Source organism: Natrinema zhouii, from assembly GCF_013456555.2.
Classification (GTDB): Archaea; Halobacteriota; Halobacteria; order Halobacteriales; family Natrialbaceae; genus Natrinema; species Natrinema zhouii.
Map to the genome: position 1 here is coordinate 3,472,959 of NZ_CP059154.1, position 21,579 is coordinate 3,494,537.

General features: G+C 63.4%; 19 protein-coding genes, 1 tRNA gene and 1 pseudogene. 7 read left to right on the forward strand and 14 right to left on the reverse strand.

All coding sequences use genetic code 11. The features are described 5' to 3' along the window. Nucleotides 1–44: 44 nt before the first annotated feature. The 14 genes from HYG81_RS36020 to tuf all read right to left on the reverse strand — a co-directional run bounded on the left by HYG81_RS36020 (nucleotide 45) and on the right by tuf (nucleotide 14,142). Complete coding sequence (locus HYG81_RS36020) at nucleotides 45–1,571, reverse strand: NADH-quinone oxidoreductase subunit N (protein ID WP_180840966.1); 1,527 nt, start codon at nucleotides 1,569–1,571, stop codon at nucleotides 45–47. Continuing rightward, complete coding sequence (locus HYG81_RS36025) at nucleotides 1,571–3,097, reverse strand: complex I subunit 4 family protein (RefSeq protein ID WP_180840967.1); 1,527 nt, start codon at nucleotides 3,095–3,097, stop codon at nucleotides 1,571–1,573. Before HYG81_RS36025 ends, HYG81_RS36020 begins: the two co-directional genes overlap by 1 nt. Continuing rightward, entirely contained in the window at nucleotides 3,094–5,142 is a 2,049-nt protein-coding gene (nuoL, locus tag HYG81_RS36030; RefSeq protein WP_180840968.1) for an NADH-quinone oxidoreductase subunit L, read from the reverse strand. The genes HYG81_RS36025 and nuoL overlap by 4 nt, the downstream gene beginning before the upstream one ends. Nucleotide 5,143: 1 nt before the next feature. After that, entirely contained in the window at nucleotides 5,144–5,449 is a 306-nt protein-coding gene (gene nuoK / locus HYG81_RS36035; RefSeq protein ID WP_006181260.1) for an NADH-quinone oxidoreductase subunit NuoK, read from the reverse strand. Beyond that, a complete protein-coding gene (locus HYG81_RS36040; protein WP_180840969.1) occupies nucleotides 5,446–5,883 on the reverse strand; it encodes a hypothetical protein in 438 nt (145 codons plus the stop codon). The genes nuoK and HYG81_RS36040 overlap by 4 nt, the downstream gene beginning before the upstream one ends. Further along, the gene (locus HYG81_RS36045; protein ID WP_180840970.1) at nucleotides 5,880–6,158 is read right to left on the reverse strand and encodes an NADH-quinone oxidoreductase subunit J; all 279 of its coding nucleotides are present in this window, start codon (nucleotides 6,156–6,158) and stop codon (nucleotides 5,880–5,882) included. Before HYG81_RS36045 ends, HYG81_RS36040 begins: the two co-directional genes overlap by 4 nt. Before the next feature lie 39 nt (nucleotides 6,159–6,197). Further along, entirely contained in the window at nucleotides 6,198–6,659 is a 462-nt protein-coding gene (locus tag HYG81_RS36050) for a NuoI/complex I 23 kDa subunit family protein (protein ID WP_180840971.1), read from the reverse strand. Next, nucleotides 6,656–7,735, reverse strand: a complete 1,080-nt coding sequence (locus tag HYG81_RS36055) for a complex I subunit 1/NuoH family protein (RefSeq protein ID WP_180840972.1) — start codon at nucleotides 7,733–7,735, stop codon at nucleotides 6,656–6,658. The genes HYG81_RS36050 and HYG81_RS36055 overlap by 4 nt, the downstream gene beginning before the upstream one ends. Before the next feature lies 1 nt (nucleotide 7,736). Next, nucleotides 7,737–9,392: an NADH-quinone oxidoreductase subunit D gene (locus tag HYG81_RS36060; RefSeq protein ID WP_180840973.1), complete on the reverse strand. Its 1,656-nt coding sequence runs from the start codon at nucleotides 9,390–9,392 to the stop codon at nucleotides 7,737–7,739. Next, nucleotides 9,389–10,096: an NADH-quinone oxidoreductase subunit B gene (locus tag HYG81_RS36065; protein WP_180840974.1), complete on the reverse strand. Its 708-nt coding sequence runs from the start codon at nucleotides 10,094–10,096 to the stop codon at nucleotides 9,389–9,391. The genes HYG81_RS36060 and HYG81_RS36065 overlap by 4 nt, the downstream gene beginning before the upstream one ends. Next, nucleotides 10,093–10,500, reverse strand: coding sequence for an NADH-quinone oxidoreductase subunit A (locus tag HYG81_RS36070; protein WP_180840975.1), 408 nt, complete (start codon nucleotides 10,498–10,500; stop codon nucleotides 10,093–10,095). The genes HYG81_RS36065 and HYG81_RS36070 overlap by 4 nt, the downstream gene beginning before the upstream one ends. Nucleotides 10,501–10,819: 319 nt before the next feature. Next, entirely contained in the window at nucleotides 10,820–11,458 is a 639-nt protein-coding gene (locus HYG81_RS36075; protein ID WP_180840976.1) for an AIR carboxylase family protein, read from the reverse strand. Between the two features lie 77 nt (nucleotides 11,459–11,535). Then, nucleotides 11,536–12,699 carry a 5-(carboxyamino)imidazole ribonucleotide synthase gene (locus HYG81_RS36080; protein ID WP_180840977.1) on the reverse strand — a complete coding sequence of 388 codons (1,164 nt, stop codon included), beginning with the start codon at nucleotides 12,697–12,699 and terminating at the stop codon, nucleotides 11,536–11,538. Nucleotides 12,700–12,870: 171 nt separating this feature from the next. Next, entirely contained in the window at nucleotides 12,871–14,142 is a 1,272-nt protein-coding gene (gene tuf, locus HYG81_RS36085) for a translation elongation factor EF-1 subunit alpha (RefSeq protein ID WP_180840978.1), read from the reverse strand. Nucleotides 14,143–14,308: 166 nt separating this feature from the next. Here tuf and ribH point away from each other — a divergent pair, with 166 nt between their 5' ends. From ribH to HYG81_RS36120, 7 genes and pseudogenes are all read left to right on the forward strand, one after another. Next, the gene (gene ribH / locus HYG81_RS36090; RefSeq protein ID WP_180840979.1) at nucleotides 14,309–14,740 is read left to right on the forward strand and encodes a 6,7-dimethyl-8-ribityllumazine synthase; all 432 of its coding nucleotides are present in this window, start codon (nucleotides 14,309–14,311) and stop codon (nucleotides 14,738–14,740) included. Between the two features lie 7 nt (nucleotides 14,741–14,747). Continuing rightward, nucleotides 14,748–15,893 (forward strand): pyridoxal phosphate-dependent aminotransferase, encoded by a 1,146-nt coding sequence (locus HYG81_RS36095; protein WP_180840980.1) that lies wholly within the window; start codon nucleotides 14,748–14,750, stop codon nucleotides 15,891–15,893. 108 nt (nucleotides 15,894–16,001) lie between these two features. Further along, a pseudogene (locus HYG81_RS36100) lies at nucleotides 16,002–16,751 on the forward strand (HNH endonuclease). A gap of 36 nt (nucleotides 16,752–16,787) precedes the next feature. Continuing rightward, nucleotides 16,788–16,890, forward strand: a tRNA-Gln gene (locus HYG81_RS36105). 306 nt (nucleotides 16,891–17,196) lie between these two features. Next, nucleotides 17,197–18,534, forward strand: a complete 1,338-nt coding sequence (gene glmM / locus HYG81_RS36110; protein ID WP_180840981.1) for a phosphoglucosamine mutase — start codon at nucleotides 17,197–17,199, stop codon at nucleotides 18,532–18,534. A gap of 185 nt (nucleotides 18,535–18,719) precedes the next feature. Next, complete coding sequence (locus tag HYG81_RS36115; RefSeq protein ID WP_180840982.1) at nucleotides 18,720–20,405, forward strand: alkaline phosphatase family protein; 1,686 nt, start codon at nucleotides 18,720–18,722, stop codon at nucleotides 20,403–20,405. Nucleotides 20,406–20,512: 107 nt separating this feature from the next. Then, nucleotides 20,513–21,175: a helix-turn-helix domain-containing protein gene (locus tag HYG81_RS36120; protein ID WP_180840983.1), complete on the forward strand. Its 663-nt coding sequence runs from the start codon at nucleotides 20,513–20,515 to the stop codon at nucleotides 21,173–21,175. Nucleotides 21,176–21,579 lie beyond the last annotated feature (404 nt).

Consider the following 21,579-nt stretch of genomic DNA (forward strand, 5'->3'; position numbering starts at 1 on the left):
TGCAACCCCGGCGGGTAAAAGCTACCGGGTCTCCCGCCGGGCGACTACGCGATGATCGCAGCCGCCGCCTCGCTTGCGGCGTCGGCGATCGGGCTGAACGCTGGCAGGATGAGGACCGTGATCACTGCGGCGGCGATGATCGCCGCGTAGAGCCCCGTCGGCTGGGCGAGTCGATCCCGATCGACGACCGGATCCTCGATCCAGAGCGCCTTGACCAGCCGCGAGTAGTAGTACAGCGAGAGCGCGCTGTTGATCACGAGCGCTGCGGCGACGACGAGCAGCGCCGTGTTGTCCGCGGCGGCCTCGATCGTCGCGGTGTACAGGAGATACTTGCTCCAGAAGCCGCCGAAGAGCGGGATGCCTGCGAGGCTGAACATGAAGACCGCCATCGCGGCACAGGCGAAGGGAGCCTGCTTCGCAAGGCCGTTGTAGTCCTCAAAGGTGCGGCCGACGCCCCAGTACTCCGCCAGCCCGACGAACAGGAACGCGCCCGTGTTCATGAAGCCGTAGACCAGCAGGTGCATCATGGCCGCTCCCATGACGACCTCGCCGGCGTCAGTCGAGAGGGCCGCCAGCCCGATCAGCACGTAGCCGGCGTGGCCGATCGAGGAGTATGCGAGCATCCGCTTGACGTTCTCCTGAGTCGCCGCCGCGAAGTTGCCGACCGTCATCGTGACGACCGCGAGGATGACGAACGCCCACGTCCAGTCGACGCCGATGACGGCGGTCGTCGCCTCGAGCGGGAACGCCGTCGTGAACACGCGGAAGGCGAGCACGAAGCCGGCAGCCTTCGAGGCCGACGAGAGGAACGCGGAAATCGGCGCGGGCGCGCCCTCGTAGGCCTCGGGAGCCCAGAAGTGGAACGGCACGCTCGCCGTCTTGAACGCGATCCCACCGATCAACATCAGGATGCCCAGTCCGAGCAGGCCGCCCATCTCTCCGGCGTTGCCGAGTCCGTCGGCGATCGCCTCGAGTTGCAGCGAGCCGGTCGCGCCGTAGACCAGCGAGACGCCGTAGACGAAGATCGCCGACGAGAGCGCCCCGAGGAGGAAGTACTTCAGTCCCGCTTCGACGCTCCCGCGATTGTCCTTGAGGATCGCGACGAGCGCGTACGACGGCAGGCTCGTCAGCTCGAGCGCGATGAAGATCGTGACGAGACTGTTCGACGCGGCCATCATCGACATCCCGGTCGCCGCGAGGATGACCAGTGAGTAGTACTCGGCCTGATAGGTGTGATCGCGCAGATAGTCGTAGCTCGCCAGCGTGACGAGCGCGGTGACGACCGCGATGATGATCATGAAGTACAGGGCCAGTTGATCGACGACGAACTGGCCGTCCATGATGTCGATAGCGCCGAAGTTCTCGATTCCGGTCGCGCCGACGCCGGCGACGGTGAACCAGACGGCGACGGCCAGCGACGACAGCGAACCGGCGACAGCGGTGCCGGCGAGCAGCGCACGGTTCGTCGAGCGCGGGTTGATGCTGTCGAGCAGGAACAGGACGAGCGCCGTCCCCGCCAGGATCAGTGCCGGTGCGAGTGCCGCCCACTCGGGAAGTTCGAGGACCGCCATCAGAGATCACCTCCCTGGACGATCGGATCGATTGCGTCGGTTATCATGTCGAAGATCAGGTCGGGAGCGACACCAAGAGCGATGATGAGTCCCAGCAGGACGACCATCGACGCGACGTCGTGGACCGGTGCGCGGCCGACCTCGTAGTCGGTTTCGAGTCGATACGGGCCGAACACCGTCCGCTGGAGCGCGAAGAGCAGGTAGCCCGCGACGATGACGATGCCGAACATCGCCAGCGACGTGAACAGCGCCGAGTACTCGAGCAGTTCGGAGCCGAAGGAGCCGAAGAAGATGAAGTACTCCGCGGCGAAGCCGCTCATCAGCGGCAGCCCCATGTAGCCGAAGGCACCGGCGATGAGGATCCCGACCGCGATCGGCATCCGATCCGCCATCCCGGACATGTCGGTGACCATCCGGGTGTGGGTCGCGTTGTAGATGACGCCGACGGCCATGAACATCAGCCCCGAGATCAGGCCGTGGGAGATCATCTGGAACGTCGCCCCGCCGACCCCGAACTGAGTGTACGCGACCAGTCCGAGGATGACGTAGCCCATCGACGAGACGGACGAGTAGGCGACGATCCGTTTGAGGTCGGTCTGGGCGAGGGCCAACATCGCGCCGTAGATGACGCTGATGACGGCGATCGCGGCGATCGGCACCGCGTAGGCCTCGACCTGCTCCGGAAACATCGTGAAGTTGAATCGGAGCAGAGCGTAGGTCCCCATCTTCAGGAGAACGCCGGCCAGCAGTATCGAAGCCGGCGTCGGCGCCTCCACGTGGGCGTCGGGCAGCCACGTGTGGAACGGCACGATCGGCACCTTCACCGCGAAACCGAGGAACATCGCGATGAAGACGACCGAGGCAAGCGCCGTCCCGCCGAGGCCGAAGAGCCCTTCGGGGCCGCCCTCGAGCATCGCCGTCGCGATCTCGGGCAGCGCGAAGGAGGTGACCGAGTCACCGAGTCCGAAGACGAGCGCGATGAAGGCGCCGAACATCACCAGCGACGCCACGTTCGTGTAGACGAAGAACTTGATCGCGGCGTACTTCCGGCGCGGGCCGCCCCAGATCCCGATCAGCAGGTACATCGGGATCAGGACCGCCTCCCAGAAGACGAACCAGAGGAAGAAGTCGAGCGCGGTGAAGACGCCGATCAGGTTCGCCTCGATGAAGAGGATGAGCCCGTAGAACTGGGACTCGCGCTCGTCGATCGGCGTCCACGAACTCACGATCGCCAGCGTACAGAGGATCGTCGTCAGGACCACCAGCGGCATGCTGATGCCGTCGACGCCGACGAACCACGAGATCGACCGCCCGCCGATCTCGAGCCACGCCGCCTGCGATTCGAACGCCAGTTCGCCGTCGAGCAGGGCGTTCCCGCTGCCGTCGAAGGCGGCGAACAGCCACAGGCTGAGCGCCGCCGGCACGAGGCTGATGGCGAAGGCGAGTTTGCCAGCGATTCGATTCGGCGCGACGAACGTCACCAGCGCGCCGATCAGTGCGACTGCGATTAGCGCTTCGATCATCATGCAAACCACCCTCCGAGATAGCCGAGGACGAGTAGTAAGCCGATGAACCCGCCCACCAACAGCGCCGCATAGTTAGTCACGATACCCGTCTGGAGTCGTTTCATCCGATCGCTGCCGAACAGACTGATCGTCGAGGTTCCGTTGACGACCCCGTCGATGACGGTCTGGTCGAATCGGTCGGCCGCTCGAGACAGCGGCAGCGTGAAGCCTTCGGCGAGCCAGACCTGATACTCGTCCTGGTAGTAGTTGCGCCGCAGGAGGCCGTACACGCCACCCAGCTTCGCCGTGTGTCGTTCCGGCTCGGGCACGTTATACAGCGTGTGCGCGGTGAACGCGCCCGCCAGTGCGAGGCCGAGCGACAGTCCTGCGCTCAACAGCATCGTGGTGGTCTCCGATCCGATGTAGCTCTCTTCGAAGGCCACCGTCTCGTGGTACGCGTGATAGGTCAGTCCCTCGACGTAGCCGTACTCGCCGTCGAGCCAGTGCTCGAGGTAGGTAATATCGACGTCGAGCAGGCTCGCGACGGGTGCGAGGTTCGCGAAGCCGACGACGGCCGCGAGCGTCCCGAGGACGAGCAGCGGGACCTTGACGGGCCAGCCGACCGCGTGGGGCTCCTCGGCCGTCTCGGAACGGGGCTCACCGTGGAAGGTCAGGAAGACCATCCGGAAGGTGTAGAACCCGGTGAAGAAGACGGCGAGCAGTCCCATCGCGTAGGCCGCGAGGATGACCGGCTCCCCCAGGCCGACGGCCAGGGCGTCGAACAGCACCTCGTCTTTCGACCAGAAGCCGGAGAAGGGGACGATCCCCGCGAGCGCGAGCGCGCCGGCGAGGAAGGTGTAGTAGACGACGGGTGCTTTGTCCTTCAGCCCGCCCATCTTCCACATGTCCTGCTCGTGGTGCATCAGGATGATGACGGCACCGGCACCGAGGAACAGCAGCGCCTTGAAGAAGGCGTGATTCATGAGGTGGAAGACCCCGGCGACGTAGCCGCCGACGCCGAGTCCGAGCATCATGTAGCCGTACTGGCTGATCGTCGAGTACGCCAGCACCTGCTTGATGTCGTCTTTGACGACGGCCATCGTCGCGGCGAATAAGGCCGTGAAACCGCCGACGAAGGCGATGATCGCCAGCGCGGTCGGGCTCAGCGCGTAGTAGCCGAACATCCGAGCGACCAGATAGACCCCGGCCGCGACCATCGTCGCCGCGTGAATGAGCGCGGAGACGGTGGTGGGCCCTTCCATGGCGTCGGGCAGCCAGGTGTGGAAGGGGAACTGCGCGGACTTGCCCAGCACCCCACCGAGCACGAGCAGTCCGGTAATCGTCACCCAGGTCTCGGCGTCGAAGCCGAAGAGGGTCGCGCCGTCATCGATCGCCGTCTCGGCGGCGGTGACGAACGACTCCTCGCCGGCGAAGCCGACCGTGCCGAACGTCGCCGCGATGGCGACGACCCCGACCAGGAAGAAGTAGTCACCGAAGCGGGTGACCAGAAACGCCTTCTTCGCGGCCGAGGGGGCCGATTCCGTGCGGAACCAGAACCCGATCAACAGGTACGAACAGAGGCCGACGAGCTCGAAGAACATGAACGCCATCAGCAGGTTGTCCGCGAAGACGAAGGCCAGCATGCTGAAGGTAAAGAGGCCGAGTTCGGCGTAGTACCGTCGGAGCCCGGTCTCCCCTTCGGCGTTCATATAGCCGAGACTGAAGACGTGAACGAGCAGTGCGACGAGCGAAACGATCACCAGCATGAGCGCCGAGAGCGGATCGATCAGGATCCCGAACGTGAAGGCGATCTCTTCGGCACCGGTCGCGCTCGCGGCCGCGCCGGCCGTCCACTCGTAGATCGTCTCGTGATACGTTTCGCCGCCAGCGACGGCCGCGAACATGACGATCGAAACGACGAGCGAACCCGCCGTCGCGAGTATGCCCGCGAACGCGCCCTTCTTCGGCAGATACTCCCCGAAGAGCAGCACGATCACGAACGCGACGAGCGGGAACACTGCGATCGCCGGTGCGAATCCGAACGGATCTGTTGCTATTCCTGCCATCTTACCACCTCATGGTCGTCGGAACCGTGACGTCGACGTCACGGAAGTTGCGGTACAATACCAGAATGATCCCGAGTCCGACGGCCACCTCGGCGGCAGCGAGCGCCATCGTAAAGAGCGCGAACAACTGCCCCGTGAGATTGCCGTGATAGAACGCGAACGCGATCAAATTGATATTCGCCGCGTTCAACATGAGTTCGACGGACATCAGGAACAACAGTGCGTTGCGACGCGTTAGCACCCCGAAGAGACCGATACAGAATACTGCCATCGACAGCAACACGTAGTACTGCACGTCGACGGTCATCGATTCTCACCGTCCGTATCGGCTGTCTCACTGTCGGACTGCTCACCGCCATCCGCGACCGCCGGCTCCGCACCGCCACTGCTGCTCGAGGCCGCGCCGGTGCTCGAGAGCGCGGCGACGGGTTCGCCGCCCTCCTCGCGTTTCGCGAGGACGAGCGAGGCGTCGAGCGCGGCGTCGAGTGCGATCGCGACGAGCAAGACGGCGGCGAGGAACGGTTCCGTACCGCCGATTTCCTGCAGCGAGTCGAAGCCGAACAGCGCGTAGCCGAGTTCGGCCGTGATCGAGACGTCGTCGGGGAAACCGGCTCCTGCGGCCTGGGTCATCGGCTCGAAGGTCGCGTTCAGGGCGATGAGCGCCATCACGCCGAACAGCCCGATGGCGAGTAGTCCCGGAATCAGCGTCTTGCCGAGTCGAAGTTTCGGACCGGTCGTCATGCCTGTACCACCTCGTCTGCGTCTGCGTCGGCGTCGTCGCGCTGGGTCAGCATGACGGCGAACGTGATGAGGACGAGGACCCCGCCCACGTAGACGAGAACCTGCATCATGGCGACGAATTCGGCCGCCAGCATCACGTAGTGGACCGCCACGCTGAGCAACGCGACGCCCAGCAGGAGCGCCGAATGCCACGGGTCCTGCATGAGCACGACACCCACCGCGCTGGCCAGCGTCATGGCGGCGAACAGCGCGAACGCGATCAGCTCGTAGTTCATGTTTGTTGGTAGTGCCCGTTTACGGGACGGGCGGACCCGTTACTGGTAGTCGACCTCTCCCTCACCCTCGCCGACCCACGCGCCCCGGTCGGGTTCGCGTGCGGCGAGCGGGTCGATGTCCTTGTACCACGGCACTGCCTTCAGCTGCTCTTTGTTGTAAACGAAATCGTGTTTCGTGTCCGCGGTGAACTCGAAGTTCTCCGTGAGCAGGATGGCGTCGACGGGGCAGACCTCCTCACAGAGCCGACAGTAGATGCACTGCCCGATGTGGAGGTTGTACTGTTCGCCCTGTCGCTGATCGTTCGTCACGATCTGAATGGTGTCGTTCGGACAGACGTTCTCGCACTGGCGACACCAGATACACCGCTCCTGACTGAACTTGTGAACGCCACGGAAGCGTGGCGAGACGTCCGGTGCGGTCTCCGGGTATTCCACCGTGAAGGTGGAGCCGTCCAGTGCGTGCTTCATCGTCGTTGCCATGGATTTGAGTATCCCGATCATGCTATCAGCCCCACGATTACCGCGGTCAGGACGAGATTGGCAAACGAAAGGACGAGCAGTCCCTTCCAGCCGATCTCGATCAGTTGGTCGATTCTGACGCGTGGCACCGCCGAGCGGAGCCACTGGGTCAGGAAGAACACCGCCCAGATCTTGATGAGGAACCAGACGATGCCCGGCAGGATCGGCCCGGCCGGTCCGCCGAGGAAGATCGTCGCGATGATCGCCCCGCCGAGGAAGATGTGGAGGAACTCCCCGAGGTAGATCAGGACGAAGTAGACCGAGGAGTACTCGGTCTGGTAGCCCGCGACGATCTCGGTCGGTGCCTCCGGCGTGTCGAAGGGGTTGCGGCCGACCTCCGCGAAGTTCGCGATGAGGAAGAGAACGAACGCGAACGGGTTGACCAGCGCGTACCACGATGGAATCGAGATCCCGGCGACCGATATCAGCGTCTCGTGTTGGGCCGCGACGATCTCGCCCATCTGTAGCGTGCCGGCGAAGATTACGATCGACATCCCGGTGATGACCAGCGGAATCTCGTAGGCGATGTTCTGTGCCACCGCCCGGAGCCCCCCGATCAGGGAATATTTGTTCGCCGACGCGTAGCCGGCCATCACCAGTCCGAGGCTCGCGATCCCCGAGACGGCGAAGACGTACGCGAGTCCGACTTCGGGGTCCGCGAGTTGGATCCCGTTGCCCATCGGAATGACGGCAAAGCCCAGCAGGGCCGAGGAGACGACGACGATCGGCGCGAGATCCCACGCCGGTCGATCCGCGTTCTCGGGAACGATCAGCTCCTTCGAGAGCATCCGAACGGCGTCGGCGATGATGATCCCGATTCCGGCGGGACCGATCTGGTTGATCGAGATTCGATCCGTGAAGGAGGCGGTAATCTTCCGCTTCGCCCACGGACCAGCGAGGGCGGTCATCGTGAGCATCAGGGAGCCGACGAATATCGCCCCGATGAGGGTCGCCAGCAGTTCGCCGGCGAGCCCGAACTGGTCGAGCCCCGTCAGATTCCCCAACCGCTCGGGAAGCAAGACGGTATCCTGCAGCGGGACGGACGCCATGTCGGACATCTTACCGGTCCACCTCCCCGAGCACGATATCGAGGCTGCCCAGCGACGCGATCAGGTCGGGGACGTACTCGCCTTCAGACATCTCGGGCAGCGCCGAGAGGTTGTGGAAGCACGGACTCCGGATCTTGAACCGGCCCGGCTTGTCCGTCCCGTCCGAGCGGATGTAAATCCCGAGTTCGCCCTTCGCCCCCTCGACGGCGCGATAAATCTCCGTGTCCGCGTCGGGTTTCAGCGTTCGCGGGACGTTGCTCTGGACCGTCCGCTCGTCTTCGGGCCAGTCCTCGAGCAGGTCGACACACTGCTCGATGATTTTCGCGGACTCCTCGACCTCCTGCATGCGCACGAGGACGCGGCTGTAGTTGTCACAGCCGTCCTCGGTGACGACGTCCCACTCGAGGTTCTCGTAGTAGCCGTAGGGGTCGTCCCGCCGGAGGTCGTAGTCGATGCCGGAGCCCCGCGCGACTGGACCCGTACAGCCGTACTGTTTGGCGACCTCGGGCTCGAGGATCCCGGTGTCGTGGGTCCGGACCTGGAAAATCTCGTTGCCCGTTAGCAGGTCGTTGTACTCGTCGACCTTCGCGGGGAGTCCGTCGAGGAAGTCCCGCGTCTTCTCGAAGAACTCTTCGCGGGGTTCGGGCAGGTCCCAGGCGACCCCGCCGAGCCGGAAGTAGTTGAACATGAGCCGCTGACCGGTCAGGTCCTCGAGGATATCTTGAATGACCTCGCGGTCGCGCATGCCGTACTGGAAGATGGCGGTGAAGTCGCCGTAGACGTCCAGCGCGAACGTGGCCAGCGCGAGCATGTGTGCGGCGATCCGGCACATCTCGGCGCCCATCGTCCGGATGACCTGGGCGTACTCGGGGACCTCGATGTCCGCGAGGTCCTCGGCCGTGCGCGCGTAGGCCCACTCGTTGAGCAGCCCTGCCGAGACGTAGTCCCAGCGGTCCGGGTAGGGCATGATCTGGTGACGGTAGGTCCCCTGCTGGCACATCTGTTCCTCGCAGCGGTGCAGGTAGCCGATGTCAGGGTCGACGTCGACGACCGTCTCGCCGTCGAGCACCGTCTCGATGTGGAGCACGCCGTGGGTCGCCGGGTGGTGTGGACCGATGTTGAGGAACATCGTATCCGACTCGTCGTCGTGGTGGTCCGGCTGGACCGGGTTGGCGTGTTCCGAGAGAGTCACCAGCTGCGGTTTCTCCTGATCGTAGTCCCGCCCTAGCGGATGGCCTTGCCAGGTTTCGGGCAGGAGGATCCGGCGCGGATCGGGGTGGCCCTCGTAGTCGATGCCGACGAGGTCGAACGCTTCGCGCTCGTGCCAGTCCGCGGTTCGGAAGACCGGTTCGGCGCTCTGGCTGACCGGATCGTCGGTCGTCGTCGGGACGACGATCGAGACCTCCTGGGTCGGATCCGCGTACTTCCGGAGGTGGTAGATCGATTCGTACCGGTCGGCGTACTCCTGTGCGGTGAGGTTGGCGAGGTGATCGAACCCCGCCTCGTCCCGGAGGTCCGTGAGGACGTCCCGGACGTCGTCCGGCCGGATGACGAATCCCGGCGCGTTCAGGTGGTCGTCGCGCGAGAGCGCGCGATCACCGATCAGCGCAGCGAGGTCGTCCTCGCTGACTTCCACTGCCGGTCCTCGCTCGAGTCCCGTGCTCATGGCGAATCAGCCCAGTTGTATCGCATGACGAGATCCTCCTCGTCGATATCGTCCGCGAGCGTCTGGACGAGTTCGTCCTGGGGCAGGTCGCCGAACTCCTCGAGTTCGTACGGTTTGACGACGACGGGCGTCGACTCGCCGTTGCGGATCCGCTCTTGGAGTTTGACGATGCCGTAGACGAGCGCCTCTGGTCGCGGTGGGCAGCCGGGAACGTGGATGTCGATCGGGATGATCTCCTCGGCGCCCTTGACGACGTTGTAGCCCTCCTGGAAGGGGCCGCCGGAGATCGTACACGAGCCCATGCCGACGACGAACTTGGGTTCGGGCATCTGGTCGTAGACCCGCTTCATGCGGGGACCGAACTTCGAGACGATCGTCCCGGGGACGATCATCACGTCGGCCTGTCGGGGCGAGGCGCGCGGAACGCCGGCCCCGAATCGGTCGAGGTCGTGTTTGATCGCGTACGTGTGCATCATCTCGATGCTGCAACACGCGATCCCGAACTGGAGCATGAACATCGAGTTGCCCCGGACCCAGTTCATGAACTTGTCGAACTTCGTGAGGATGAACGGGGTCGAGCCGAAGGCCTCGCGAAGCTTGGAGTTGAAGCGGTCGTCGGCACCCTCGCCGATCCGCGAGTCGCGGGTGTCCGTCGACGGTGCGGTGCTGTCGTAGATTTGCTGGCGTGGTTGTTCGCTACTCATAGTCTGTCAGTTTCCAGCTGGCGGGATGTCTGTGCCCACTGTACCGCGCCGTTGCGCCACGCCCACGCGAGTCCGACGAGCAGGATGGCGACGAACAACAGCATCGGCCCGAGCGCGCTGACGAGTGAGATTTCCTCCGCCGCGAGCGCATCCTGATAGGCGACCGCCCACGGGAACAGGAGGACGGTCTCGATATCGAAGACGACGAACAGAAGCGCAACCATGTAGTACTGAATATTGAACCGGATGCGCGTTCCGCCGGTCGGAATCTCACCACTCTCGTACGTGGCTCGTTTGCTCGTTTCGGGCACGGTGGGTCGCAGGAGGTACGATACCGCGATCATGCTGAACGGTATCAGTACTCCGACGAGCGCCAGCGCCCCGATGGCGATCCAATCATTCATCTCGGTAACGTTCGAGGGTTCCGACCGCACGCATATAAGGGTTGATTCTTCGTTTTTCGGGGAAACACGGTCCACAGAGGGACTTCAATGCGGATCGGTCCTCGTGAACGAGTACCGTATACTGAATATCGTTGTACGGAGAGTAAACGTCTCGGTAATACAGTGTTACTCGAGGCCGAAATAGGCCACTACGCGCCACTTGTGGCGGTGATTTCTGCCGGATGAATTCGGTTTCCCGGCCGAAAGCACGATCGGCAGTCACTCCGTCTCAGTTTCTCTGGGAGGCGTAGAATGCGCTACTGGGTAGCGCGGGGATGGGTCACTGCTCCCGATCACGGAACGCGGGCGTCCCGCCGTCGTGGAGTTCTCGAGAGACGTCCCCGACGCCCTCGCGCAGGTCCTCGTGGTAGGCGATCAGTCGGTCACGAACCGACTCGTGTTGGCGGGCGAGAATCTGGGCGGCCGACAGCGCAGCGTTGAACGACTTGCCGGCGTCGACCGCGACCAGCGGCGCGCCGGTCGGCATCCCGATGACGCTGTCGACGGACTTCTCCTGGACCGGGACGCCGATGACCGGGAGCGGATACGCGATCGACGCGGTCATGTTCGGGAGGTCCGCGGACTTGCCGCCGGCCCCGGCGATGATTACGCCGAGGCCCCGCTTCTCGGCCGTCTCGGCGTACGCAGTCATGAGGTCCGGCGTCCGGTGAGCTGAGGTGACGTAGGTCTCGAAAGTGAACCGTTCGTCGGGCGGGCTCTCGTAGTCGGTCTGCTCGGCGAAGCCGAGTTCGTCGACGAACGCGTCGTACGCGCCCCGACGCTTCCCGCCGGTCATCATCGTCTCGAGGTCGGAGTCGCTGCCCATGACGATTCCGACGTCCGGAGTTTCCTCGGACGGGCGATCCTGTTCGGCCTCGCTGCGCAGGCGCTCGATCAGTTCGCTGACGCTGTCGCTCATGGCTGGTCGTGGTCGGGCGAGTGACTTGAAACAGTGGCAAACGGACCGAGCGACCGGGACGACCCGCAGTCGGCCGGCTACGTCCGGAACGTCACGCGCTCCTCGAGGTCGCGCGCGGCCGCCAGTAACGCTTCGACGTCGGCGTCCTCAGTCTCGCCCGAGACGGTGATGTGGCCCATCTTGCGCAGCGGTCGGACTTGCCGCTTGCCGTACCAGTGGAGATGCGCGGCGGATGTCTCGAGGATGCGGTCGATGTCGCTCAACTCCGCGCGCCGTTCCTCGTCGACGTCACCCAGCAGGTTCGTCAGAATGGTCGGCGAACGCAGCTCGGTCGACCCGAGCGGCCAACCCAGTACCGCCCGCGCGTGCTGTTCGAACTGCGAACTCTGGGCACCCTCGATCGTCCAGTGACCCGAGTTGTGCGGGCGCGGCGCAATCTCGTTGAGCAAAACGTCTCCCTCGCGCGTTTCAAATAGTTCGATCCCGTAAACGCCCCGCCCGTCCATCACCTCGAGCACGTCGCTCGCGACCGCGTGAGCGCGCTCGGTGACGGCCTCGCTCGAGCGCGCCGGAACGACGGTCTCCCGAAGGATTTCGTCCTCGTGGATGTTTTCCCCGATCGGGAAGGTCGCGATTTCGTCCTCGCCCTTAACGGCGATAACCGACACCTCGCGCTCGAAGTCGACGAACGACTCGACCATCGCCGGCCCGGCGACCGACTCGAGTGCATCCTCGGCGTCGGCTTTCGATTCGACGGGAACGTTCCCGCGCCCGTCGTAGCCGCCGGTTCGGGCCTTGAGCATCACTGGGGCACCGTAGTCGCCGATCGCCCCGCGTATATCGTCGGCGTCCTCCACCGCGCGGAAGGGCGGCACCGGAACGCCGGCGTCCTCGAGTTCGCGCTTCTGAACGAGTTTGTCGTGGATCGTCTTGAGCGTCGACGGCTTCGGGTGGACCGGCGTCCCCGAGTCCTCGCTGACGCGCTCCAAGACGTCCTGATCGGCGAGTTCGATTTCGAACGTAAGAACGTCAGCACGCGCGGCGAGTTCGCGGATCCCCGCCTCGTCGTCGAAGTCGGCGACGATCTGATCGCGGGCGACCGGCGCGGCGGGGCAGTCCGGCGTCGGATCGAGCATCACGACTTCGACGCCCAGCGGCGCGGCCGCTTCGGCGAGCATCCGTCCGAGCTGTCCCCCGCCGACTACGCCGACCGTCGGTCCCGGCGTCCGTAGCGTCGTCATTGCCCGGCGGTTGACGGCGATTGCGCTTAAGAATTGGTAATCGGTGACCGGAATCGACGACCGGCATCGCTTCGGCGCTTCCGTCCTCGGTTTCCCCGGTTTCCGGACGTCTCGAGCGCGGCTGACACGGCGGGTGCAAGGGCAGCACCTGATCGCCTACCATCGCGGACGTTACTCCCGTTCGTGGACCTCGAGGACCTTCCCGGCAGCGATGGTCTGACCCATGTCGCGGATGGCGAAGCTCCCGAGTTCGGGGATCTCGCTGGACGGCTCGATGCTGAGTGGTTTTTGCGGTCGGATGGTGACCACAGCAGCGTCACCCGACTGGATGAAGTCGGGGTTCTCCTCGGCGACCTCGCCGCTCGAGGGGTCCATCTTCCTGTCGATGGACTCGATCGTACAGGCGACCTGTGCCGTGTGGGCGTGGAAGACCGGGGTGTAGCCGGCCGTGATCACGCTTGGGTGCTGCATAACGACGATCTGGGCCTGGAACGTCTCGGCGACGCTCGGCGGGTCGTCGGCCGGGCCACAGACGTCGCCGCGGCGGATGTCGTCTTTGCCGAGGCCGCGGACGTTGAATCCGATGTTATCACCGGGGTCTGCTCTGGGCACCTCTTCGTGGTGCATCTCGATCGTCTTGACCTCGCCACTCACGTCGCTGGGCTGGAAGGAGACGCTGTCGCCGACGTTCATGATACCGGTCTCGATACGGCCGACGGGGACGGTACCGATACCCGATATCGTGTAGACGTCCTGAATGGGGACTCGAAGCGGTGCGTCCGTCGGTGGCTGGGGCTCGGGCAGGTTGTTCAGCGCCTCGAGCAGAATCTCGCCGTCGTACCAGTCCGTGTTCTCGGAGTGTTCCGCGACGTTGTCGCCCTCGAACGCCGATACCGGGATGAACGAGGCGTCCTCGGTATCGAACTGGACCTGCTTGAGTAACTGGGTGACCTCGTCGACGACCTCCCTGTAGGTCTCCTCCGAGTAGTCGACGATGTCCATCTTGTTGACGGCGACGATGAGTTCGTCGATACCGAGGGTACGAGCCAGGAAGACGTGCTCCTGGGTCTGGGGCGCGACGCCGTCGTCGGCCGCGACGACGAGGACGGCGTGATCGGCCTGACTCGCCCCGGTGATCATGTTCTTGACGAAGTCCCGGTGACCGGGCGTATCCACGATGGTGAAGTCGTACTCGTCGGTATCGAACTCCTGGTGGGCGATGTCGATGGTGACACCGCGCTCTCGCTCTTCTGCGAGGTTGTCCATGACGTAGGCGAACTCGAAGCCGCCCTTGCCCTTCTCTTCTGCTTCTTCGCGGTGCTGTTCGATGACGTGCTCTGGCACGCTCCCCGTCTCGTAGAGGAGTCGTCCCACGAGCGTACTCTTCCCGTGGTCGACGTGACCGATAATGGCCAGGTTCTGGTGTGGGTTGTCTTTGCTCATGGTGAGTGACTGTAAGCGGGTATACGGTGGACACGCTGGTAAACTCTTATCTGGCATCTCCTAGACAGTCCGACGAACCAGTACAACCGGCGCGAGGTATCCGAGCCGGGCTACGTCGTCCATCGAGAACGGTACCTCTTTTACCTGCCCTCCCTACCGCTCGCCTATGACCACGCTCGGATTGGTGGTCGCGGAATTCAACCGACCGATCACCGAGCAGATGGAGCAGGAGGCGCTCGAGGCGGCCACCGCCGCGGGCGCCGAGGTGTACGAGACGGTCCGCGTCCCTGGAGTCTACGACGCGCCGCTGGCGGCCGACCGGCTCGCCCGCCGCGACGAGGTCGACGCCGTCGCCGTCGTCGGAACCGTCATCACCGGTGATACGGATCACGACCAGGTGATCACCGACGCGACCGCACAGCGGCTCTCCGACGTGAGTCTCGAGCGCGATACCCCCGTGACCCTCGGCGTGACGGGGCCCGGCATGTCCACCGCCGAAGCGCGCGAGCGCGTCGCGAACGCGGCGAAAGCCGTCGACGGCGCGCTCGATCTCGTCGACGAACTACCCGACCCCAGTCCCGCTATCGATTCAGACTAGATCCACAATGACGATGGAATTCACCGACCGCGTCAACCGAGTCGAACCGTCCGCAACGCTCGCCATCTCCGCGCTCGCCACCGAACTCGAGGCCGACGGCGCAGACGTCGTCGACCTGAGCGTCGGCGAGCCCGACTTCCCCACGCCCGAGAATATCATCGAGGCCGGCAAGGACGCGATGGACGCCGGTCATACCGGCTACACGACCTCCGCCGGCATTCTCGAGCTGCGCGAAGCGATCGCCGACAAGCTAGCCGACGACGGGCTCGATCACGGCCCCGAGAACATCATCGTCACGCCCGGTGCGAAGCAGGCGCTCTACGAGATTATCCAAGCGCTCGTCGGTGAGGGCGACGAAGTCGCCCTGCTCGACCCCGCGTGGGTCTCCTACGAGGCGATGGCCAAGATGGCCGGCGGCGATCTCACCCGCGTCGATCTCTCCGAGTCCGACTTCCAACTCGAGCCCGCGCTCGACGACCTCGCGGCCGCGGTCTCCGACGAGACCGAACTGCTAATCGTCAACTCGCCGTCGAACCCGACCGGCGCGGTCTACTCCGACGCCGCGCTCGAGGGCGTCCGCGATCTCGCCGTCGAGCACGACATCACCGTGATCTCCGACGAGATCTACAAGGAGATCACCTACGGCGTCGAACCCACCAGTCTGGGCACGCTCGAGGGGATGGCCGACCGCACGATTACGGTCAACGGCTTCTCGAAGGCCTACTCGATGACCGGCTGGCGTCTGGGCTACTTCGCCGGCCCCGAGGAACTCGTCGACCAGGCCGGCAAGCTCCACAGCCACTCCGTCTCCTCCGCCGTCAACTTCGTTCAGCATGCCGGCCTCGAGGCGCTCGAGACCGAGGACGCCGTCACGGAGATGACAGAAGCGTTCGAAGCGCGCCGCGATCTGGTCGTCGACCTGCTCGCCGAGTACGACGTCGACGTAGCAGTGCCGGAGGGCGCGTTCTACATGATGCTCCCAGTGGACGACGATGACCAGGCGTGGTGTGAGGGTGCGATCGAAGACGCCCACGTCGCGACCGTGCCGGGGAGCGCCTTTGGCACGCCCGGCTATGCGCGAATCTCGTATGCGGCAAGTGAGGAGCGACTCGAGGAGGGGCTCGAGCGCTTGGCCGAGGAAGGGTACCTGTAACCGATTTCCAGCAGTATCCTCACTTCCGGTATACCGTATTTTCGCTGGCCGTAGCGCGTCATCACGACCAGCTTTGAGTTTATATACGATACCGAGCCCAACTCCCTCATGGATTGTCCGACGTGTGGGAAATCCCTCCGGACGACGCAAGGAATGTGACAGCATCACACGAAGGTGCACGGCGATCCGCTGCCGAACCGAACGTGTAGCGGCTGTGAAACCGAGTTCTACGATTCGAAAGCACGGCGTGAATACTGTGAGAGTTGCAATCCGAACGGTGGCGAACACAACGGAAACTGGAGCGATGCCACGGAAACTGCGGACTGTAAACGCTGTGAATCGACGTTCTCGTACTATCCGTCGTCCAAGAAAGGCATCTATTGTTCGGCGTGTGTCGAAGCTGCTGAGGGACTCCTCCCGGACAATTACGCTGTAAAAGGCGACAGAATAACGGTCCAGTGCCAGTCGTGTGGGAACGGCCTCGAGGTTCGTCCGGCGAGGGTTGACGAACAGAAACGGGGCTTCTTCTGTACGCTGGACTGTTATGGTGACTGGCTTTCGGAGAACGTCGTCGGCCCGGACCACCATCAGTGGGAGGGCGGAACGATTGAATACGGCCGTACGTGGTGGCGTATTCGTCGGCGGGCGCTCGAGCGGGACGAGTACACGTGTCAGTACTGTGGCGCAGAGAAGGCGGAACTCGAGCGGAATCCGGATGTACACCATCTCCAGCCCGTTCGCTCGTTCGACGACCTCGAGGACGCACATACGATGGAGAACGTACTGACGCTCTGCCGGAGCTGTCATCGACGAGCCGAGGAGGGACAGATAGCCGTTTCCCCTCACGCCGAAAAGTAACACTATTGTGATGCCGTCGTCTATCTCGGAGTGAGGAGTCCCGTGGTGTAGTGGCCAATCATATGGGCCTTTGGACGTGTTCGGTACGTTCCGTCACGGAAGCAAGCCCATGACGGCGGTTCGAATCCGCCCGGGACTACTTTTGCGCCGAACAAACTCGTGAGGCGCAAGTATTCTCGGCGGTTCGAACCCAGAGGACGAGAGAATCCGAGTCCTCGCGGTTCGAATCCGCCCAGGACTATGATATATATTTTACATGATTTTGACCGGAGAGTCACACGGATACCTTCTCAGTCCATCACACGACTGACAGTATATCGGCGTCGTCGCAGGTATCGCGTCGGTAGTATACCGAGAGACGGCATCGTTCAAGAACGTTCACGAACACACGTCGTGCTCGTCTAACACCTCCATAGTAATTCCCTCTGTCCCGAGGACAGTCTCTATGTTCGGAACGAGCGGTATTCGGGGAACAGTCGGCGAGGAGGTAACTGCTGACCTCGCACTATCGGTCGGTCGCGCCGTCGCGTCCGACGGCTACGACCGCGTCGTCGTCGGGCGAGACGCTCGAGAGAGCGGAATCGTTCTGACCGATGCACTGACCGCTGGATTACGAGAGTGTGGCGCGGACGTGCTCGAGGTCGGCGTCGCCGCGACGCCGACGGTCGCGAGAGCGGTCTCACGGGAGAACGCAGACGCCGGCGTCGTCCTCACGGCCTCGCACAACCCCGCCCCGGACAACGGACTCAAGCTCTGGGACGCATCGGGCAAAGCGTTCGATGCCGACCAGCGCGATGCGATCGCGACGCGAATCGAAGCTGACGAGTACGACCTCCGACCCTGGGACGGACACGGCTCGCTCGAGTCACTCGAGGATTCGATCGATCACCACGCGAAGGACGTGAGCGAGTCCGTCTCGATCGACGACCCACCGAGCGTCGCCGTCGATATCGGGAACGGGGCTGGTGGAATAACCGCACGCGTGCTCTCGGAGCTCGGCTGTGACGTCGTTACGCTGAACGGACAGCAGGACGGACGCTTTCCCGGAAGACCGAGCGAGCCGACGCGAGAGACGCTCGGCGACCTCTCCGCACTCGTCGAAGCGACGGACGCGCGACTCGGAATCGCTCACGACGGCGACGCCGATCGGATGCTGGCCGTCGACGAAACGGGCTCGTTCGTCCCGAAAGACGTCCTTCTCGCCCTGTTTGCGCGTGAGGCCGCGACCGACGGCGACGTGGTCGCCGCGCCGGTCGATACGAGCATGGCCGTCGACGACCACCTGGCGACCGTCGGCGCGTCGGTGAGTCGAACGCGGGTCGGCGACACCTTCGTGGCCGACCGGACGAAACGGCCGGACGTCGTCTTCGGCGGCGAACCGAGCGGTGCGTGGATCTGGCCGGACGAAACGCTGTGTCCGGACGGCCCCCTCGCCGCGTGCAAACTCGTCGAACTCGTCGCCGATCGAGGCCCGCTATCGTCGCTCGTCGAACGCGTCGAAACGTACCCCATCCGCCGCGCGTCGGTCAGGGTCGAGGAGAAAGTTGCCGTGATGAATCAGGTTCGTGACCGCGTCTGCGAACGGTACGACGACATCAATACGCTCGACGGCGTCTATGTCGATGTCGACGACGGCTGGATTCTTCTGCGTGCAAGCGGCACCGAACCGGTCGTCCGTCTCACGGTCGAAGCGCGAGATGAGTCTCGAGTCGAGCGACTGGAAGCTGATGCCGTCGGGATCCTCGAGACCGCAATCGCGGACATCTCGGAGATTCATTCGTAGGTGTCGGTCTCACATCTGTCAAATCTGCTGCATTCAGCGTTCTCTGTCGGGTTTATCCCATCGATAATGAAGTGTACTGTCTGCTATGGTGCGTGTAGAAACGTGGTGCAACGAACGACACCGCTGCCGTGGGACGTCGACAGCGGCCAAACAGAAATATTGGTTACAAAGGGACAACTAAAACGATGACTCCGACGTTTCGCCGTGACGATACGACAGCGACAGGGAGTACCGAGAGTGAATCGGACGGACTGGACACGCTACTCATCGGTATCGATGCAGGGTGCCTGCCGGTATTCGAGCGACTGTTCGAAGCCGATCGGATTCCGACGATTGAGCGGCTCTGCTCGGAGGGAGTAACCGCGCCACTCGAGTCGCAGATTCCGCCGTGGACGCCGAGCGCCTGGCCGTCGATCTACACCGGTGTCAACCCCGGGAAACACGGCGTGGTCGGCTTCGTCGGCTACGACGGCTACGATTGGCACGTAACGAGCAACGACGATGTCCACGAGCATCCACTGTGGACGCTACTGGATCAACACGACCGCTCGAGCGTCGTCGTCAACGCGCCAGTCACCCACCCGCCGGACGAGTTCGACGGAGCAGTCATCCCCGGATTCCTCGGTCCCGAGGATCCGCCGTGCCAGCCCGACGGGCTCTTGGACGAGGTCCGCGACGCAATCGGAGAGTACCGCGTCTATCCGAACTATACGCGCGACGACGACTCGCTCTCGGATGACGCGAAGATCGAGGAGTACCGGAATCTCGTTCGGATGCGCGGGGAGGCGTTTCACTATCTTACCGACGAGTTCAACCCGGACTTCGGCTTCATCCAGTTTCAGAAGACGGACACGGTCTTCCACGAGCTCAGCGGCGAGGGACGACACGTCGATCCTGTCTACGAGGCGGTCGACGAGCAGATCGCGTCGATTCTCGACGCCTACGATCCGAACCGCGTCTTCATCGTGAGCGACCACGGGATGGGGCCGTACAACGGTTACGAGTTTCGAATCAACGAGTACCTCCGCGACGTGGGCTTCCTCGAGACGACGACGGGCGGCAAGGGAATGCCGTCGTGGACGCCGATGCGCAGACGCCTGCGCGAGGGTGAGGAGTACGATACGTGGGAGCCGGGAACGGTCGCACGCGCGGCGTCGGTCGCCGCTCGATTCGGCGTCACCGCCCGACGCGTCAGGACTGCACTCGAGCGGGTCGGACTGGCAGATGTCGCCATCGAGTACGCGCCAGGTGGGATCTCTCGAACGGCGAACGAACAGGTCGATTTCGCCAACTCGGAGGCCTACGTTCGTGCCCGGACCGAACTCGGCGTTCGGATCAACCTCGAGGGGCGGGAGCCAAACGGTGTCGTGCCCCAGGAGGAGTACGAGGAGGTTCGCGAGAGCCTCATCCGGATGCTGCAGGCCGTCGAGACGCCGGACGGCGAGCCGTTTTTCGAGACGGTTGCGCCGCGCGAACAGTACTTCCACGGTGACGATATCGATGAGACGGTCGACATCGTCACGATCCCCGCTGACTTCGAACACATGCTCTCCGAGCAACTGGGCGACGGCGACTACTTCAGCCCGGCCGAACCCTGGAACCACAAGCTCGACGGGATCTTCGTCGCTGCGGGCGAAGGAATCGACGAAGACGCTACGCTCGAGCGGGCGCATCTCTTCGATGTCGCGCCGTCGATTATGGCTGCGATGGGGGTTCCCTACAGCGACCGAATGGACGGCAACGTCGTCCCCGTCGTCGACTCGACCGGGTCGACGTCTTACCCGGCGTACGAGGAACGGGACGACGAGCCCCGACCGGCGACGGACGAGGAAGTCACCGATCGGCTGGCAGATCTCGGCTACATGAACTGAGCCGTCGAACCGCTGGAGCCGGTCCGTTACAGCCGTTGCAATTCGCTTAGTCGCGGTATAAGTATGGGTAACTGGGCTTGACTCGGGTGTACGACATCGATATCTCAATGGGATTTATCGCAGCTATCCACCTCGTCCACGACGAACTTCCATTAGTGCCAACGATAGAGCACTGTTCCGACGTGACGCTTCGGTACGAGTACGGGACGACGACCGGCAAGCAGCACCTGCAGTTCGTCTCCGCCTTCGGGGCCGAGAAAGAGACCCTCGAGGCGGCGATGGCTGCTGATCCAACCGTCTCGAACACGATGTGCGTCGCAACGTTCGAGAATCGGGCAGTCTATCGCGTCACCGTCGAAACGGATCTCGAGATCGTTCCCGCTCGCTGCGCCGAGGACGGGGTATTCTCCTTCAGGATAATGAGCGCCGAAGGAGGGTGGATCGTACGGGTTCATCTCCCCGATCGTGACGCACTGTCGGCGTTTCGGTATCGGGCTCGCGATCAAGGTATCTCGTTTCGCGTCAACAATCTGTACGACTCGTCGGTATCCGACGAGCAGACCTATTTCCTGACCGACCGACAGCACGAGATCCTTCTCATGGCCTACTACGCCGGCTACTTCGATGTCCCGCGCAGGGCCACGCAGGACGATCTCGCCTGTCGGCTCGATATTTCGGATTCGGCGGTCTCCCAGCGGATTCGGCGCGCCGTCTCCGAACTGATCGCCGCGACGCTCGAGAACGACCGCGCGCCAGACGAACACGAATAACACCGGTCAATTCGTTAATGTTTCTAATATGGTATCTCACTAAATATGATCGGTTCTCGTCATACTGAATGGCCCCCGATATCGGCGCTTAGAAAGGGGTTAAACGCACATCTGAAGGCCAGAAACCGTATACGCCCTCAAAATTCGCGCTGGTAAATGTATGTTGCTAAACCATTTCAGAAATGGGACGTATGTGCCCCTCCCCATAACAGGTTACCAATTCAGACTTAAAGGCTTTCTATCCGAATCCATAGATACTGGTTCCCATCTTCATTCACATCGAAGTGACTTTCAATGTCGGATAGAAGTGGTATGCAGCGTTCGAATCGTAACGACTCCCGAAGTTCGCGGTCAGCTGACGGGGATGACGCTCGGTCATCTCCCGACGGAACGGTTTCACAGAC